General features: G+C 69.0%; 22 protein-coding genes and 2 pseudogenes. 10 read left to right on the top strand and 14 right to left on the bottom strand.

Annotated features, from left to right (window positions below):
* Nucleotides 1–134 precede the first annotated feature (134 nt).
* Both C229_RS31630 and C229_RS0123860 read left to right on the top strand, forming a co-directional pair.
* A complete protein-coding gene (locus C229_RS31630) occupies nt 135–632 on the top strand; it encodes a GNAT family N-acetyltransferase (protein WP_033424756.1) in 498 nt (165 codons plus the stop codon).
* Between the two features lie 416 nt (nt 633–1,048).
* A complete protein-coding gene (locus tag C229_RS0123860) occupies nt 1,049–1,378 on the top strand; it encodes a histone-like nucleoid-structuring protein Lsr2 (protein ID WP_018657635.1) in 330 nt (109 codons plus the stop codon).
* Between the two features lie 115 nt (nt 1,379–1,493).
* On the opposite strand, the gene C229_RS31635 is transcribed toward C229_RS0123860, so the two are convergent.
* From C229_RS31635 to C229_RS0123895, 7 genes and pseudogenes are all read right to left on the bottom strand, one after another.
* On the bottom strand, nt 1,494–1,679 hold the full coding sequence (locus C229_RS31635) for a pentapeptide repeat-containing protein (RefSeq protein ID WP_420804680.1): 186 nt from the start codon (nt 1,677–1,679) through the stop codon (nt 1,494–1,496).
* Nucleotides 1,601–1,843 (bottom strand): annotated as a pseudogene (locus C229_RS36100) (hypothetical protein); the annotation flags it as partial. The pseudogene C229_RS36100 and the gene C229_RS31635, both read right to left, overlap by 79 nt.
* Before the next feature lie 231 nt (nt 1,844–2,074).
* Nucleotides 2,075–2,698: a dihydrofolate reductase family protein gene (locus C229_RS0123870; protein WP_018657637.1), complete on the bottom strand. Its 624-nt coding sequence runs from the start codon at nt 2,696–2,698 to the stop codon at nt 2,075–2,077.
* Complete coding sequence (locus C229_RS0123875; protein ID WP_018657638.1) at nt 2,695–3,180, bottom strand: SRPBCC domain-containing protein; 486 nt, start codon at nt 3,178–3,180, stop codon at nt 2,695–2,697. Before C229_RS0123875 ends, C229_RS0123870 begins: the two co-directional genes overlap by 4 nt.
* The gene (locus C229_RS0123880; RefSeq protein ID WP_240487383.1) at nt 3,177–3,482 is read right to left on the bottom strand and encodes an ArsR/SmtB family transcription factor; all 306 of its coding nucleotides are present in this window, start codon (nt 3,480–3,482) and stop codon (nt 3,177–3,179) included. Before C229_RS0123880 ends, C229_RS0123875 begins: the two co-directional genes overlap by 4 nt.
* A 603-nt stretch (nt 3,483–4,085) precedes the next feature.
* Nucleotides 4,086–5,714: an acyl-CoA dehydrogenase family protein gene (locus tag C229_RS0123890; protein ID WP_018657641.1), complete on the bottom strand. Its 1,629-nt coding sequence runs from the start codon at nt 5,712–5,714 to the stop codon at nt 4,086–4,088.
* Nucleotides 5,711–6,310, bottom strand: a complete 600-nt coding sequence (locus C229_RS0123895) for a TetR/AcrR family transcriptional regulator (protein ID WP_018657642.1) — start codon at nt 6,308–6,310, stop codon at nt 5,711–5,713. The genes C229_RS0123890 and C229_RS0123895 overlap by 4 nt, the downstream gene beginning before the upstream one ends.
* 189 nt (nt 6,311–6,499) lie before the next feature.
* Between C229_RS0123895 and C229_RS31640 the strand changes: the two genes are divergently transcribed.
* A complete protein-coding gene (locus tag C229_RS31640; RefSeq protein ID WP_240487379.1) occupies nt 6,500–7,159 on the top strand; it encodes a DUF1707 SHOCT-like domain-containing protein in 660 nt (219 codons plus the stop codon).
* Entirely contained in the window at nt 7,159–7,917 is a 759-nt protein-coding gene (locus tag C229_RS0123905) for an MBL fold metallo-hydrolase (RefSeq protein WP_018657644.1), read from the top strand. The genes C229_RS31640 and C229_RS0123905 overlap by 1 nt, the downstream gene beginning before the upstream one ends.
* On the opposite strand, the gene C229_RS0123910 is transcribed toward C229_RS0123905, so the two are convergent.
* From C229_RS0123910 to C229_RS33180, 4 genes are all read right to left on the bottom strand, one after another.
* Complete coding sequence (locus C229_RS0123910) at nt 7,898–8,311, bottom strand: VOC family protein (RefSeq protein ID WP_018657645.1); 414 nt, start codon at nt 8,309–8,311, stop codon at nt 7,898–7,900. The genes C229_RS0123905 and C229_RS0123910 overlap by 20 nt on opposite strands.
* Before the next feature lie 10 nt (nt 8,312–8,321).
* Entirely contained in the window at nt 8,322–8,696 is a 375-nt protein-coding gene (locus C229_RS0123915) for a helix-turn-helix transcriptional regulator (RefSeq protein WP_018657646.1), read from the bottom strand.
* Between the two features lie 99 nt (nt 8,697–8,795).
* Nucleotides 8,796–9,314 (bottom strand): DUF1707 SHOCT-like domain-containing protein, encoded by a 519-nt coding sequence (locus C229_RS0123920; RefSeq protein ID WP_033424739.1) that lies wholly within the window; start codon nt 9,312–9,314, stop codon nt 8,796–8,798.
* A 48-nt stretch (nt 9,315–9,362) separates the two neighbouring features.
* Nucleotides 9,363–9,815 carry a hypothetical protein gene (locus C229_RS33180; RefSeq protein ID WP_155885019.1) on the bottom strand — a complete coding sequence of 151 codons (453 nt, stop codon included), beginning with the start codon at nt 9,813–9,815 and terminating at the stop codon, nt 9,363–9,365.
* Between the two features lie 253 nt (nt 9,816–10,068).
* Here C229_RS33180 and C229_RS0123930 point away from each other — a divergent pair, with 253 nt between their 5' ends.
* The 6 genes and pseudogenes from C229_RS0123930 to C229_RS0123950 all read left to right on the top strand — a co-directional run bounded on the left by C229_RS0123930 (nt 10,069) and on the right by C229_RS0123950 (nt 13,427).
* Complete coding sequence (locus tag C229_RS0123930; RefSeq protein ID WP_018657649.1) at nt 10,069–10,338, top strand: glycosyltransferase family 28 protein; 270 nt, start codon at nt 10,069–10,071, stop codon at nt 10,336–10,338.
* 314 nt (nt 10,339–10,652) lie between these two features.
* On the top strand, nt 10,653–10,775 hold the full coding sequence (locus C229_RS35880) for a hypothetical protein (protein ID WP_276203314.1): 123 nt from the start codon (nt 10,653–10,655) through the stop codon (nt 10,773–10,775).
* Nucleotides 10,756–11,271 (top strand): DUF6879 family protein, encoded by a 516-nt coding sequence (locus C229_RS0123940; protein WP_026314113.1) that lies wholly within the window; start codon nt 10,756–10,758, stop codon nt 11,269–11,271. The genes C229_RS35880 and C229_RS0123940 overlap by 20 nt, the downstream gene beginning before the upstream one ends.
* Before the next feature lie 16 nt (nt 11,272–11,287).
* Nucleotides 11,288–11,491 (top strand): annotated as a pseudogene (locus C229_RS36105) (helix-turn-helix domain-containing protein); the annotation flags it as partial.
* Nucleotides 11,492–11,553: 62 nt separating this feature from the next.
* Nucleotides 11,554–12,057, top strand: a complete 504-nt coding sequence (locus C229_RS35575) for a DUF5753 domain-containing protein (RefSeq protein ID WP_051109086.1) — start codon at nt 11,554–11,556, stop codon at nt 12,055–12,057.
* A gap of 242 nt (nt 12,058–12,299) precedes the next feature.
* Nucleotides 12,300–13,427 (top strand): methyltransferase domain-containing protein, encoded by a 1,128-nt coding sequence (locus C229_RS0123950; RefSeq protein ID WP_018657653.1) that lies wholly within the window; start codon nt 12,300–12,302, stop codon nt 13,425–13,427.
* Nucleotides 13,428–13,610: 183 nt separating this feature from the next.
* Here the strand turns inward: C229_RS0123950 and C229_RS33815 are convergent, their stop codons facing one another.
* From C229_RS33815 to C229_RS0123965, 3 genes are all read right to left on the bottom strand, one after another.
* The gene (locus C229_RS33815) at nt 13,611–13,790 is read right to left on the bottom strand and encodes a DUF397 domain-containing protein (RefSeq protein WP_026314114.1); all 180 of its coding nucleotides are present in this window, start codon (nt 13,788–13,790) and stop codon (nt 13,611–13,613) included.
* Between the two features lie 112 nt (nt 13,791–13,902).
* Complete coding sequence (locus C229_RS0123960; protein ID WP_018657654.1) at nt 13,903–14,091, bottom strand: DUF397 domain-containing protein; 189 nt, start codon at nt 14,089–14,091, stop codon at nt 13,903–13,905.
* Nucleotides 14,082–14,864: a DUF5753 domain-containing protein gene (locus tag C229_RS0123965; protein ID WP_018657655.1), complete on the bottom strand. Its 783-nt coding sequence runs from the start codon at nt 14,862–14,864 to the stop codon at nt 14,082–14,084. Before C229_RS0123965 ends, C229_RS0123960 begins: the two co-directional genes overlap by 10 nt.
* Between the last annotated feature and the right edge of the window lie 54 nt (nt 14,865–14,918).

Raw genomic sequence — 14,918 nt, forward strand, 5'->3', positions numbered from 1 at the left:
CGGCGGCGAACGGCGTGGGCGGGCTTGACCGGCTCGGCACGAACCGGGACGAAGGGCGGAACGGGCTCCGCGTCCGGGTCGCGCGCGTCTTCGTCGGGCCTCGGTCCGCGCGGAGTGTGCGGCAGAATGCGGTCATGCGCTCTGACGTCGCGTTGCGCCGACTTGATCAGGTTTCGCTCACGGAATTGCTGCACACCGCGATCCAGGACGCCGATCCGCCGGAGGTCATGCCGCCCGTCGAGGGGCCCGACGGCTGGACGGCCGACCGTCAGGCGGCATTCTTGCGGTTCCACCGCTCGCGATCGCTCGCGGCCGACCCGGTGGAGATCACTTTTACGATCGTCGCGGCCGGGAAAGTGGTGGGAGCCGCGCGCCTGTTTCCGCTGGAGCGTGCGGGTTCGGCCGAAGCGGGAGTGTGGATCGGGCGTTCCCATCGCGGGATCGGCGTCGGCGGCGCGGTGCTGGAACTTCTCCTGGCCGAAGCCCGCGAAGAAGGGTTCACTTCGCTGTATGTGAGCACCGACCCTCAGAACGCGGCGGTGCGCGCGCTGATGGCCCGCAGGGGCGTGAGTCTCGTTCGTGATGCGGACGCCCTGACGGCGTACATCGACCTCACGGCAGAGGCCCGGTAGGCGGCCGGGCGGCGCCGGATCGCGGGCCGGGCGGCGCCGGGTCGCGGGTCGGGAAGGCGACGGGGCACCGCTGGGAACGGAGATTCGGGCGGGGCCGGGTCGTGCCGGTGGTGGGGCCCATGGTGGTTTGCCGATGGTGTGCGGGATGCCCGGTGCGACCTGCTTGAGCTACTCGGGCGTCCTCGTCATCTGGTGCCGCTGGGATGGGCGGGTTTGATCACCGTGGGAGTATTAATCGGGATAATCTGCCCGCAAGAGGGGCTTGTTATCCGGGTCGCGCCGGGGTCGGGGGTGGCGGTGCGGGTGAATTTCGGTGGTGACGCCTCCGGGGGCGGAAACCATTGGTAAGGTCGGGAACGCGTTCATCGAAAGCGGATTACGGATCAAGCCGGATACATGACAAAGGGAGCTCCCGCATGGTGCAGAGGGTCGAGGTCCTCCTTGTCGACGACATGGACGGTGGAAAGGCGGACGAGACCGTCACGTTCTCACTGGACGGCGTCTCGTACGAGATCGATCTGAACAAGGAGAACGCGGAGCGGCTTCGGGCCGGCCTGAAGCCGTTCGTCCGGGCCGGACGCCGCGCCCGGCCCGGTGCGGTGAAGAGCGCGCGAAACGCCCGGACACAGGACAACCGCGAGCGGTCGGCCGACATCCGCGCGTGGGCCAGACGGCAGGGGATCAACCTCAACGACCGTGGCCGCATCCCCGCGATCGTCATCGAACGGTTCGAGGCGGCGCACTAGCCACCCGCGCGACGCGCGGACGGCCTCCAACGGCACGGCACGGCACGGCACGGCACGGCACGGCTCGGCCGACAGGACACTTCCCCAAAGTGCCCCGTCGGCCGAGCCGTGCCGTTCACGCCCGAAATCCATCCCGCACAACACCGCGCGGCTCCGCGCCGGGCAGGTCCGCGCCGGGCAGGTCCGCGCCGGGCAGGTCCGCGCCGGGCAGATCCGCGCCGGGCAGATCCGCGCCGGGCAGGTCCGCGCCGGGCAGGTCCGCGCCGGGCAGGTCCGCGCCGGGCAGATCCGCGCCGGGCAGGTCCGCGTCACCGCGTGGGTCCACGCCGGATAGGTGCGCGCTGAACAAGGCAGCGACGAGCGGGCGCGGCATGGGCCAGGCCAAGTCGGTTCCGACCACCGAAACCAGTCCGCGTCCCTCGGGCACGGCGTGGGCTCCGGGCCGGTGCTCGGATGGGCGGGCACGATGTCGGCGTGAGTCGGATTCGCGGGTGCTTCGCCGATCGCGGACGAGGAAGTGGACGCTATGCGAACAGCCCGTGAGCAAGGGATCGGCGTGAAGACGCCGGCACGTCAGTTCGGGTTCACCGGGGCACGGTGTGGGCGATGACGCGGTGACAGCGCCCAACGACGGGATCGGAGGTGAACTGGCCTCGACTCGACAGTGCGATACCTGGACGATCGAGAAGCCCAGTGTCACTTTGCAGGTGGTTCAACGCCTTGATAGTCGGCGAGGGGTGCGGTTCCGGTGACCTCGAATTCAAGGATGGTGATCCCTGATGGTGTTGTCCGATGTTCGCTGAGCCGCAGTCCGGCGTCGGCCTGGCCGGTGAGAAGCCGTCTGCCCTGGCCGACGATGACGGGAGCGATGGCGAGCCGGAGTGCGTCGACGAGGCCCGCGTCGAGGAGTGAAGCGGCAAGGCGGGAGCTGCCATGCACCTGGACTTCTCGCCCCGGCGCTTCTTTGAGCGCCTTGACCGTCTGGGAGATTTCACCGCGCAACACGGTGGTCGGGTTCCAGTTCCCGTGATCGAGGGTATTGCTCACAACGTACTTCGGCAGCGTGTTCATACGCACCGTGAAGGGATCGGGTTCGGTGATCCCGGGCCAGTCGCGGGCGAATGCTTCGTAGGTGCGTCGCCCGAGCAGGAGCGCGTCGGCTCGGTCGAGCCAGTCCGATGCCTGCCGCACGAACGCCTCGTCCAGGTACGGCACGAACCAACCGCCATGGGTGAAGCCGCCGCTCGGGTCTTCCTCGGCCGATCCCGGCCCTTGGGAGACTCCGTCGAGCGTCACGAACTGCGTGATGACGACCTTCATGTCGTCTCCTCTCCCTCAACGAGGGCGGCGAGGGCGGCGGTCACCGAACCCCATCCGTCGAAGAAGCCGAGTTGTTCGTGACGGTCACGGTTGGCGGGGTCGCCATGTCGTACAACGACCCTGTAGTCGGTGCCCTCGGGGTGATCGGCAAGCGTGATCTCAGCCGTCATCGCGACAGGGGCGGGAGCAGCGGGCCGCCACGCGCTGTTGATGGCATTGGTGAACACGAGGCGGGTTTCCGGCTCCGTGACGAGGAAGATCGAGTCCGTGTGAGGGACGAACGCCTGGCCATCATCGCTCATGCTGGAGACGAAACCGCCGCCCGGCCGCACATCGAGCCGGTCGATGCGGGCAACGGTCGGCGCGGGCACCCACCATTGTTGTAGTTGGGTCGGCTCTGTCCACGCCCGCCAGATCGCGGACCGTGGTGCGCGGATCATCCGTTGGAGCGTGAGGTCGAGCCGGGGGTTGATCGAGGTCATTGATCCTCCTGTTGATGGGTGACGAACTGGTCAAGGCGGTCGGTGCGCTCTTCCCAGAGGCGACGTTGCTCGGCGAGCCAGTCGTCCACGAGCGAGAGACGGTCGCGGTTGAGCACGCAGGTACGCACTCTGCCGGACTTGCTCGTGCGGATCAGGCCGCTCCTCTCCAACATGCGCACGTGTTTCATAAACGACGGCAACGTGATCGTGAACGGCTCGGCCAGCTCGCCCACGCTCGCGGCGCCCTCCCCGAGCCGTCGGATCACCGCACGCCGGGTTGGATCAGCGAGAGCGACGAACACCTCGTCCAATGCACCATACTTTGCCACAAGGCATAGCATCGCACGGCGTAACACTTAGCGCAAGAGGAAAGTGTTGGTCGGCGTCACCGTCCCGTCCTGGAGTTGCGGTCACCGACCGAAGGCCGGCCCGTCATGGCGACGGCCGCTGTCGCGCGAGCGCGACTCGGAGTGACGTAGGTGAGGTCGTGCGCTTCGGCGTCCAGGCGGCCTTCGCGACACTGCTGTCCGCGCGCGGCGCGGGCGACGACCTCCCCAGCTTCTTCGAGACCCCCGCCCCCTCGACCTTCTCCTGGAGTACGCGACACCCCTCATCGACCGGCGTGCGCCGGGAGCGGTGGGTCGGGGGATGGTGGTGACATAAAGGGCTTGGGCTGTCAGTACCTCACCGCGCCAGGGGCTCTGGCGGCCTCGCTTGGGTGGGCGTGCCATCGGCTCTCGCCGCCTGACGAAAGAGAGTCACCCTCCACGCCAGTGCGCAGGACGCCACAGGACCGTACCGGTTCGGTCGAAGGGCTGTTTTGACGAGCTATTCAACCGATGATTTTGATTGAGCGTGGCGATGTGGACCGGGTGAGGGCTGTGCTCCCTTCTCCAGTCGACTCGTCATGGAGTTTTCGGGGTCGCTCGCTCAATTACGGAGGAGAGGTCCAAGCCCGTGGGGAGGGTGCCGTAGGCGTGGCCCCAGTCGCCGGACAGGCGGGTGGTGCAGAAGGCGTCGGCTACGGCGGGGTGGCCGTGTCTGACCAGCAGCGATGCCTGGAGGGTGAGGGCCATGCGTTCGACGACGCGGCGGGCGCGGACCTCCAGGGTGGTGACGTCGGTGAGGGAGTCCTTTACCTCCTGGACGGCGGCGTCCAAGGCGGGGTTGGCGCCGTGGGCGAGTTCCACCTCGGTGAAGAACGCCTCGATCGTCTGAGGTTCGCGTATCATGGCGCGCAGGGAATCGAGGGCGGCGACGTTTCCTGAGCCCTCCCAGATTCCGTTCAGGGGGCTTTCGCGGAAGAGGCGGGGCATTCCTGATTCTTCGACGTAGCCGTTGCCGCCCAGGCATTCCAGGGATTCTGCCGCGTGGGCGGGCCAGCGCTTGCAGAGCCAGTACTTGGAGACGGCCAGGGCGAGGCGTTTGAAGGAGTTCTCCTCGGCGTCGCCGTTGACGGCCCGGTCGGTGGCGCCCGCCAGACGGGTCATGAGGACGGTGGCGGCCTCGGACTCGATCGCGAGGTCGGCCAGAACGTTGCGCATGAGCGGCTGGTCGATGAGGTACTTGCCGAACGCCTGGCGGTGCGTCGCGTGGTGGGCGGCGGTCGTGACGCCCTGGCGCATGCCGGCGGCGGCGCCGATGACGCAGTCCAGCCGGGTCATGTTGACCATTTCGATAATGGTGCGGACGCCGCGCCCCTCGTCGCCGACGCGCCAGGCCATGGCGTTCTCGTACTCGACCTCCGAGGACGCGTTCGACTTGTTCCCGAGCTTGTCCTTCAACCGCATCAACCGCATCGGGTTCAAGGCGCCGTCCGGGAGGACGCGGGGGACGAGAAAACACGTCAGGCCGTCCGGCGCCTGGGCCAGGGTGAGGAACACGTCGCACATCGGCGCGCTGGTGAACCATTTGTGCCCGACGAGGCGGTACGTGCCGTCCGCCTGCGGTGTCGCCTGTGTGGTGTTCGCGCGGACGTCCGAGCCGCCCTGCTTCTCCGTCATCGACATGCCCGCCAGCAGCGCGGTCTTGCCCAGCGGGGCGCGGAGGCCGAAGTCGTACTCGCGGCGGGTGAGCAGCGGTTCGTACTGCGCGGCCAGCTCGGGGGAGCGGCGCAGCGCCGGGACGGCCGCGTACGTCATCGAGATCGGGCAGCCGTGGCCCGCGTCCACCCGCCAGGAGTAGAACTTGGCCGCGCGGGCGACGTGGGCGCCCGGACGGTCGTCGGCCCACGGCGCGCCGTGCAGGCCGTGCGTGACGGCGACGTTCATCAGCTCGTGCCACGCCGGATGGAACTCGACCTCGTCGACGCGGCGGCCGACGCGGTCGTGGGTGCGCAGGACGGGCGGGTACTCGTTGGCGAGCCGCCCCCACTCCTGCGCCTGCTCGGTGCCCGCGAGGCGGCCGAGGGCGTGCACCTCGTCGGCCGCCCAGCCCGCGCCCTCGCGGGCCAGGCCAGCGAGCAGCGCGGGGTCGTCGGCGAGGTCGTGGCCGACGAGCGGGGGGACCTGGTTGAACACGGTGTGGGTCGTCATCGGGGCACTCCCAGCGCGCGGTGGACGAAGGCGATCAGGTCGGGCACGGTGCCGGTGTCGGCCGTCCCGGCGGCGAGCGGGCCGACGAGGGCCTCACCGATGGCGCCGACGAGCGCGGTCGCGGTGAGCGCCGCGTCCTGCGGGGGCAGCTCGCCGGAGGCGACGCCGGCGGCGATGAAGGCGGTGAAGACGTCGGCGTAGGCGCGGCGGAACACCAGGCGCTCGGCCTCGACGGCGGGGTCGACGGGCTCGGCCAGCAGCGCGTACGCCAGGCGCGGCGCCCGCAGGGCGCGGCCCGCGAACGTCTCGACGACGGCGGCGGCGCGCGCTCGCGCGTCGGTCTCCAGGGCGGCGGCGCGGGCGACGGCGTCGACCTCGCGCCGCGACGCCGTCCGGAACACCTCGGCCATCAGGTCGGCCTTGCCGGGAAAGTGCCGGTAGACGCTGCCGGTCGCCATCTCCGCCCGCTCGGCCACCGCGCTCACGACGCACCCCCGGTAGCCGTGCTCGGCGACGAGTTCCAGCGCGGCGCGCACGACGCGGTCGCGCGAGGCGGTCAGCCGCGCCTCGACGCCGGGGGTCCTCCGGTAGGCCATGCAAGGATTGAATCCCGGTTCACTCCTTGCGCGCAACCCCCGGACCGCCCGGCGGCGGGCACGCGGGCGCCGGTCGTTTCGGCATTCTCCGGGAAGGACGGGAACGCCCGCGCGACGCGTCCTGCGGAGGATGCTCATCTCATCCGGAGGGCGGATTGTTGTGGACGGCGGCGGGCATACCTTTGAATCATGAACCAACCCACCCCGCAGCAGGAGCCGAGGCCGTCGGCTCCGCATCTGGACGAGTCGTCCGTGCGCGTGTCGGACGCCGAACGCGAAGCGGTGGTGGAGCGGCTTCGCGTCGCGTCGGTCGAGGGACGGCTCACGTTCGAGGAGCTGAGCGAGCGCACCGACGCCGCCTACGCCGCTCGCACCCGCGCCGAACTCGACCGGGTCACCCAGGATCTGCCCGCCATGGGCGCCCCCTCGGCGGGCCCGGCGCCCTCGCAGTCGGCCCAGCGGTTCACCGCCATCCTCGGTGACTGCCGCGAGCGCGTGTCCGGCCGCGTCGACCGCAAGCTGGAAGCGCTGTCGGTCCTCGGTGACGTCGTCCTCGACCTGCGCGGCGCGCAGGTGCCCGGGTGCGAGGTCGCCATCACCGCGACCGCCGTCCTCGGTGACGTGAAGATCATCGTGCCGGACGGCGTCCGCGTCGAGATGACCGGTTACGCCGTCCTCGGTGACCGCAGGGTCAAGGTCCGCCAGCCCGACCACGACGGCCCCGCGCCCGTCGTGCGCATCCGGGCGCAGGCCGTCCTCGGTGACATCAAGATCCTCGACGACGAGCACCACGGCTCCAGGCGCAAGTCGGCGCACACCTGGTGGGACCGGCACGAGGACCGCGACTGATGCGGCTGGCCGTCCTCGGCAGCGCGACGCCCTATCCGAGCCCCGACAATCCCTGCTCGGGCTATCTGGTCTCGTCCGGCGCGACCACCGTCTGGACGGACGCGGGCACCGGCACCCTCGGCCCGCTACAATGGCACGTCCCGCTGGCCGAGCTGTCGGCCGTGTGGATCTCGCACCTGCACGCCGATCACTGCGCCGACCTGTTGACGGCGTATTACGCGCTTCTGTATGCGGACGTCCGTCGTGAGGCGCCGCTACCTCTCTATGCGCCTCCCGGGGTTGCCGACCGTCTTGCAGCTTTTCTCACCAACACGTCCGTTCGTAGCCCGGTCGAGGACGCTTTCGACATCCATGAGCTGTATGAAGGTCATCGAGCGGAAATCGGTGATCTGACGTTGACGTCGCGCGAAGTCCAGCACGGAATGCCCGCCTTCGCCGTCCGTTTCGAGGACGGTTCGGGCACGCTGACCTATTCGGGGGACACCGCCCCCTGCGCGAACCTCGTGGAGCTGGCCAAGGGCACCGACCTGCTGCTGTGCGAGGCCGACGGCCCGTCCGGCGGCGCCCGCGTCCACCACACCCCCGAGGACGCGGGCTCCACCGCGCACGCCGCCGGCGCGGCCCGTCTCGTCGTGACGCACGTGTCCCGCGCGCTGCCGCCGGAACGGGCCGTCGCCCTCGCCGCGTCCCGCTACGCGGGCGAGGTGACGCACGCCGACCCCGGCCGCGTCATGGCGGTCACTTCTTCCGCTGGTTGAAGCGCAGCATGTTGCCGGCCGGGTCGCGGAAGGCGCAGTCGCGGACGCCGTAGGGCTGGTCGGTCGGCTCCTGGACGACGTCGGCGCCCGCCGCGCTGATGCGCTCGAACGTGGCGTCGCAGTCGTCGGTGGCGAAGAGGATGCCGCGCAGCAGGCCCTTGGCGAGAAGTTCCGCCATGGTCTGCTTGTCGGCCTCCGACGCGTTCGGGTCGGCCAGCGGCGGTTCGAGCACGATGTTCACGTCGGGCTGCGCGGGCGAGCCGACGGTCACCCAGCGCATCCCCTCGAAGCCGACGTCGTTGCGGACCTCCAGCCCGAGCACGTCCCGGTAGAACGCGAGGGCCTTGTCGTGGTCGTCGACGGCGATGAAGCAATCTGAGAGTTTGATGTCCATGCAGGTCACGCTACGCGCGCCGGTCGGGCTTCGCTTCTCCGTTCCTGATCGGCCGGGTGAAGACCTTGGCAACACACGCCGGGATCGCCGCGCCGTCGCCGTGGTCGCGAGCCCGGTAGGCGCTGGGCGTCTCACCGACCAGTTCGGTGAACCGTGAGCTGAACGAGCCGAGCGACGTACAGCCCACCTCGAAGCAGACGTCGGTGACGGACAGGTCGCCGCGCCGCAGCAGCGCCTTGGCGCGTTCGATGCGGCGCGTCATCAGGTAGCTGTAGGGCGTCTCGCCGTAGGCGGCCCGGAAGCTGCGCGAGAAGTGACCCGACGACATGAACGCGACGCGCGCCAGCGCCTCGACGTCGAGGGGCTCGGCGTAGTCGCGGTCCATCGCGTCCTTCGCTCGCCGCAGGCGGGCGAGATCTTCCAGATCCACCCCTCCACCCTGCCACAGCACACCGACACGCAGGCCAGCGGCGGTGGCCGGGGGTCAGCGTCGGGCGTGGCGGATTCTGAGGCGGCCGAAGCCGAGCGTCCCCGAGACGCGGATGGTCGGCCCGCCGGACGCGGGGCGGCGCGGAGGCGTGTAGATCGTGGGCTTCCACGGGGTCTGGAGGTCGTCGAACTCGACGGTGGCGTCCCGGGGCAGGATGATCGTGCCGCCGCCGGTGCCGAGCGCGAGGCGGACGTCCACCTCGGGATGCTCGATCACCGCCCGCGCGAAGTTCAGGCGCACCGACCCGAGCGCCGACTCGACCGCGAGAATCCGGGGCACCCGCCACGCGCCGCGCCGTCTGATCCGTCCGCTCACGGCGGCGATCGTCGCGGTCGCGGGCTCGTCCTCGGCGGGCAGCGCGGCCAGCACCGGTTCGAGCTCGCCGGGCGTCCCGGCCGCGAACACCTGCCCCAGCCGCGCGTCCATCTCCTCATGCGAGATGGCTCCCGCCGCGTACGCCTCCTGCACCCGGCGCACGACCCGATCCCGCTCAACGTCCGACACGGCGCTCACGCGCTCACCCTAACTCCTACCGCCACCCACGACCAGGCGGTTGCCCCGTCAGGCGTTCCGCGCGTGCGGCCCCTTCTCCATCGGAGCGAGAACGCTCAACGGAACGGCGACGAGCACCGCCACGAGCGCCATCCGGTTGACGTAGGGCGGCACGGCGACGTCCGCACCGCCGCCGACGGTGTGGCAGGTGAACCGCAACGGCACAAAAGAGGACGAATAGGCCGTCACCTGCGCGGCGCCGACGGCCGCTCCACACGTCTCGGCGGCGGCGGTCTCGTCCATCATCAGATGCAGCAGCCCCCATCCGTACACGCAGACGGCGGCCGACCACGCGAGCACCGCCAACGCCCACAACCCGTCCCCCGGCCGCTGCCGCTTCCGCAGGCGCCGCACCCCCAGCCAGAAAAGGCACCCGGCGAAGAAAGCCAGCGACCCCAAACCGATCACGATAAGGATCAACCAGACCACGGGATTGGGCAGGCTGTACGAATCAACCGACATCGCCACAAACTACAAGATCGCGCAACGATCGTCTTCTCACCACCCATGTGCTCAGGGAAGATCCACAGTCAGCGTCACCGCTCGGCGTCACCTTCATCGGCTCGGTCGGCCGGTGCGCCCCAGGCCACACGGAACAGTCGGCACGTGGCGCCTTCTGCCTGGGGCCTTTCGCGCCACCGAGACCGTCACGGGCCACCCGGTTCGGTCGGACGTCATCAACGGGCGGGCGGCCCGAGCCGTCGAGACACCGAGGTTGCCGGACTTCGCCCCGGTCCCGCCCACAGTCGACGTCACCAGCGGTGAACAGGCGGCCAACGCCCGACACCTCGAACGGCTCGGCGCCGCCGTCGCGCTCACCGGAGACATCACCCCTGACCACCTCGGCTCGGCGCTCGGCCCGCTGCTCGCCGACGCCGCCCACCGCGCCCAGATGGCCCACCGCGCCCGCGAACACGGCCGTCCCGACGCCGGTACCCGCCTGGCGGAACTACTCCTGAACACCGCCGCGTCCGCGCAGCGCTGATGCCTTGTACGGGAGGCGGCGTTCCAGCGAACGCCGATAGCGGCTTGTCGCTGACCGGTACGAGGAGCCCGCTGGGGTAAGGCTCCTCAGATCATGTGGGAATCTGGCCAGCCCCGCTGGACCCCTTGGCTATGAGCGCCGTTCGCGCGAAGGTGAAGAGTGTAGGTACGTACACGTCTTCTTGGCGGGGAGTCTTCGTGGCGCTACGGTTTCACGGCAAAGGCGGAAGTCAGACCGGGAGTTGCCCGTCGGTGTCGGTGGATGAGGCTGACGGCAGTTTCGTCTTCGTGGGGTACCCCGAGGACGATCCGAGCGTGATCGCTGAAATCGAGCAGTACAGCCACATCGACCCCGGGGAGCGGGTGTTCCGGGTGCCGGGTGAGCTGCGGAAGGCGATCTGGGAGGCGTGCGGGGGTCATGATCCAGATTTTGAGTGAGCTGTTCGCCAGGGCGGAGCGCTCGGTGACCCATCTGGAGATGCGGGACGGGTACGGCGTGAGCGAGCCCGATTACCGGGCGTGGTGCGAGGGCGCGAGTGTTGATCAGCTAGCTCGTTCAGGGTCGGTCGTGCCCTGGGTGGAACTGGTCGGGAGCGTCGTTGCGCGCGGCGTGACCTTCCGCCGAGCGCGGGTCGTTTCCGAGCCCGTCAGTGACTACATTCGCTTCGAGCACGCCGTGACCGGCTACTCCAATCTCGCGGCAGGTGAGCAGGTCCGCTGGCTTTCTCGGCGGCAGGCAGCCGATCTGGCGTTGCCCGGTGCGGATTTCTGGCAGATCGATGACGGCACGGTCTGCTTCGTCTTCCAGAGTGGTGACGGTGAACCAGCGGGCTACGAACTGACCGAGAATCTTTCCGTGGTGAAACTGTGCAGCATGGCGTTCGAAGCGGTGTGGGATCGCGGGATCGAGCACGCGGAGTACCGGCCCGCCTAGAACAGCGCTCAGTGTCATGGCCACGCATCCATCGTCGTCTGTAGCGGCGGCTCGCCAGGTCATCGCCGATCGTCTCCGGGAGATCCTGCGGGACTCCGGGCTGACCTCGCGGGCCGTCGCGCGTCAAGCGGGTTGGGACGAGTCGAAGTGCTCGCGCCTGATCCATGGCCGGACCCCGCCCTCGGACGATGACATTCGCACGTGGTGCACGGTCTGCGGAGTGCCTGATGAGATCCCGAACCTGATCGCCGCGAGCCGTAACGCCGAGAACGCCTACGTCGAGTGGCGGCGTCCGTTCTATGGCCTCTTCAAACGCCGGATTACATGCGGGCCGTCATCACCCGGTTCGATGCGTTCCGTTCGGCCGGGGCGCCCGATATCGACGCTGCGGTCGCGGCTCGGGTCGACCGGCTCCGGCTTCTCAACGACCCGGCCCGGCGCTGCGCGCTGATCATGGAAGAGGCGGTGATGCGCGGTCGCGTCTTCGATGACGAGATCATCGCGGGACAGCTCCACCATCTGCTGTCGATGATGGATCGGCCGAACGTCTCCCTGGGGGTGATCCCGCTCGGGGCGCGGCGGGAGCAAGAACCCACTGAGACGTTTCACATCTACGACGAACACAACGTCTCGATAGAGCTTGTCTCCGCTCTTGTCAGCGTTACCCAGCCGCGTGAGATCGCCTTGTACGCGAAGTGTTTCGACGATCTCGCCCGTTCGGCGGTCTACGGAAGGGCCGCCCGGGGTCTCGTCACCGGAGCGATCTCGGCGCTGGGTCAGGACTGACGTACAAGTTCGTGCACACCTGTGGGACTTGAGGGCGCCGTGAACCTAGCGTGTCGGGTAACGCAGTGCGCGGAAGCGGTAGACCAGGGAGGGGAGTCCGGAGTGGGTAAGCACGATGACGACGACAAGAAGGAAGGCGACGGCAAGTGGGACAAGCCGATCCCTCCTGCTAATCCGCCGGGCGGCGGTAAGCACGAGAAGGGTAAGTAGCGGTGGCCGGTCCTGGTGAGTTGTCGGCTCGGATGGTCGCTGAGTTGGTCGGCGCGGGGGAACTTCGGTCGGAGTGGCGCGGGGCGTTCGAGAGGGTGGCACGGCACCGCTTCATTCCCCGCACGGTGTGGGTCGAGGACGGCGGACGGCTCGTTCCCCTGGACCGCGACGACGACGAGGGGGCGTGGCTGGAGAGGTGCTACGCCAACGACTTCGTCATCACGCAGGTTGACGACGGTGCTCCTGTCGGGCCGGGGCGGGTTGGGCGTCAGATCACCAGTTCGGCCAGTCGTCCCGATGTCGTGGCGATGATGCTGGCGGCGTTGGAGGTCGAGGCCGGGATGAACGTGCTGGAGATCGGCACGGGGACGGGGTGGAACGCGGCCCTGCTCGCCGAACGGCTCGGCGCCGGGCGGGTGACGTCGGTGGAGGTCGACCCGGACGTGGCCGGCCGTGCTCGCCGGACGCTGCTGGGTGAAGGGCATGCCGTCACCGTCTTGGACGGGGACGGGGTGCTCGGGTGCCCGTCGCGCGCGCCGTTCGACCGGGTCATCGCCACGGTCGCCGCGGATCGGGTGCCGTATGCGTGGGCTGAGCAGACGCGGCCCGGGGGTCGGGTGCTGGTGCCGTGGACGACCGACTTTCACAACGGTGCGCTGGTCGCGTTCGTCGTGGAGAGGGAAGGCGGCGTTCCCATGATGAGAGGGCGGGTCGTGGGGAACGTGGCTTTCATGCCGTTGCGTGCGCAGCGGGGTAGGCGGGCTTCGCTGGGCCGTCACGTTCAGGGGGTCGATCAGGCCCGCCTGTCGTCCACCGATCTGCATCCCTCCCAGGCGATCGGGGAGTACGACGCCTCGTTGGCGGTCGGGCTCCGGGTGCCGCGGTGCAAGCTGATCGTCAGCCATCAGGACGACGGTGGGTACACGGTGTGGCTGGTCGACCCGTGGTCGGGGGCGTGGGCTGGCCTGGAGTGCGCGCCTGGTGTGGAGAAATTCTCGGTGCGTCAGTGGGGCGGCCGGGATCTGTGGACCGAGGTGGAGGCCGCGCACGGGTGGTGGGAGGGGCTGGGGCGACCGGCGGCGGACCGGTGGGGGCTGACCGTGACTCCGGAGGGGCAGTTCGTCTGGCTCGACGTCGAGGAACAGCGGATCGACCGGTAGCGGAGCGGGGAGCGGCCTCGGCGTGGAGGGTGGGGCGAGTCAGAGGTTGCGGAGCGGGGAGCGGCCTCGGCGTGGAGGGTCCGGCGGGTCAGAGGTTGCGGAGCGGGGAGCGGCCTCGGGGTGGGGTGTGGGGCGGGTCAGAGGTTGCGGATGGCGGTGGTGAGGCGGTGGTAGTCCGGCGGGTCAGAGGGCTTGGAGGGTTTCCGTGAAGCGGCGGAAGTCGTTTCGGTTGACGAGGAGTTTCGGGCCTTCGGGGTTTTTGCTGTCGCGTACGGCGATGGTGCCGGGTGCGCTGGCGAGTTCGATGCAGTTGTTACCTTGGGGGTCGCTGTGGGATGACTTGCGCCATTTGAGGTTGTTCATGGGGGCGTCCTCCTTTGGGTGACCTGGCCAAGATAAGCGGAAAGCCGCCTCTCGTCCCGGGTGGAGGTCGGGGAGGGGCGGCTGTGCGCGTGGGCGGGGTGGTTGGACTGGGTCAGAGCGCGCGGATGGCGTCTGTGAAGCGGTGGTAGTCGGCGCGGTCAACGAGCAGCTTCGGGCCGTCGGGGTCCTTGCTGTCTCGTAGGGCGACGGTACCGGGGGCGCTGGCGAGTTCGATGCAGGCGTTACCTTCCGGACCGCTGCGCCGTGACTTGCGCCAAGTGAGGTTGTCGCTCAGCTCCATACTTCCTCGATCACCTTCCGGATATACGCGCGAGTGTCCTCGGCGTTGAGTGCTTGCCCCTGGAGCCTAGTGAACACTGCGCTGAGGTGGGTCAGACGCTTCGTGGCGTGTACGGTCTCGCCGTCCAGCAAGGTGTCGATGAACGCGACCATCGTCGTGTCCGGCAGGGTGGCGAGGTTGAACGAGCTGCTGGTTCTGGTGTCCGCGTTGTACCTGGCGATCTGGATCGTGATGTTGAACCGCTCGCAGATCTCCAGTAGGTATTCCAACTGCTCGCGCATGACCTCTCTGGTTCCGACCTGGCGGTACAGCACGCTCTCGTCGAGAATCATGCATAGTGTCGGCGGGCTCTCCCTGTCGAGCACCTTCTGCCGGGCGAGCCGCTTTGCCAAGTCCCTCTCGCTGTTGAGCTGAGCGGCGGCGTACGCGGGGGTCTGGAGCAGGCCGGAGATGTACATCGTCTCGTACATCTGGATCACGTCCGCGTCCGGCTCGCGGACCTCGTAGTCCACGAAGGGGCGGGGGCGGTCGCTGTCCTTGACGTACTTCTCCCACTCTTCGAGGATCCGGCCGTCCGCCTCCAGGACCTCGTCGATTCGCGTGGCGCGCTCCAGCGTGCAGCGGGTGGTGCCCTTGAGGACCTGGCCGACCCAGGTGTTGCTGATGGGGATCTTGCGGGCCAGGGCCGAGTTGTTGAATCCGGCGACCTCCATCGCGTCTCCGAGGATCACGCCGAAGCGCAGGGTTCCCGGAGTGGGGTCGATCTTTCCCATGTGCACCTCCCGTTGCGTCCGCGTGCGTTTGAACCACCTTGAACCCGGTCGGTG

Source organism: Actinomadura flavalba DSM 45200, assembly GCF_000374305.1.
Taxonomy (GTDB): Bacteria; Actinomycetota; Actinomycetes; order Streptosporangiales; family Streptosporangiaceae; genus Spirillospora; species Spirillospora flavalba.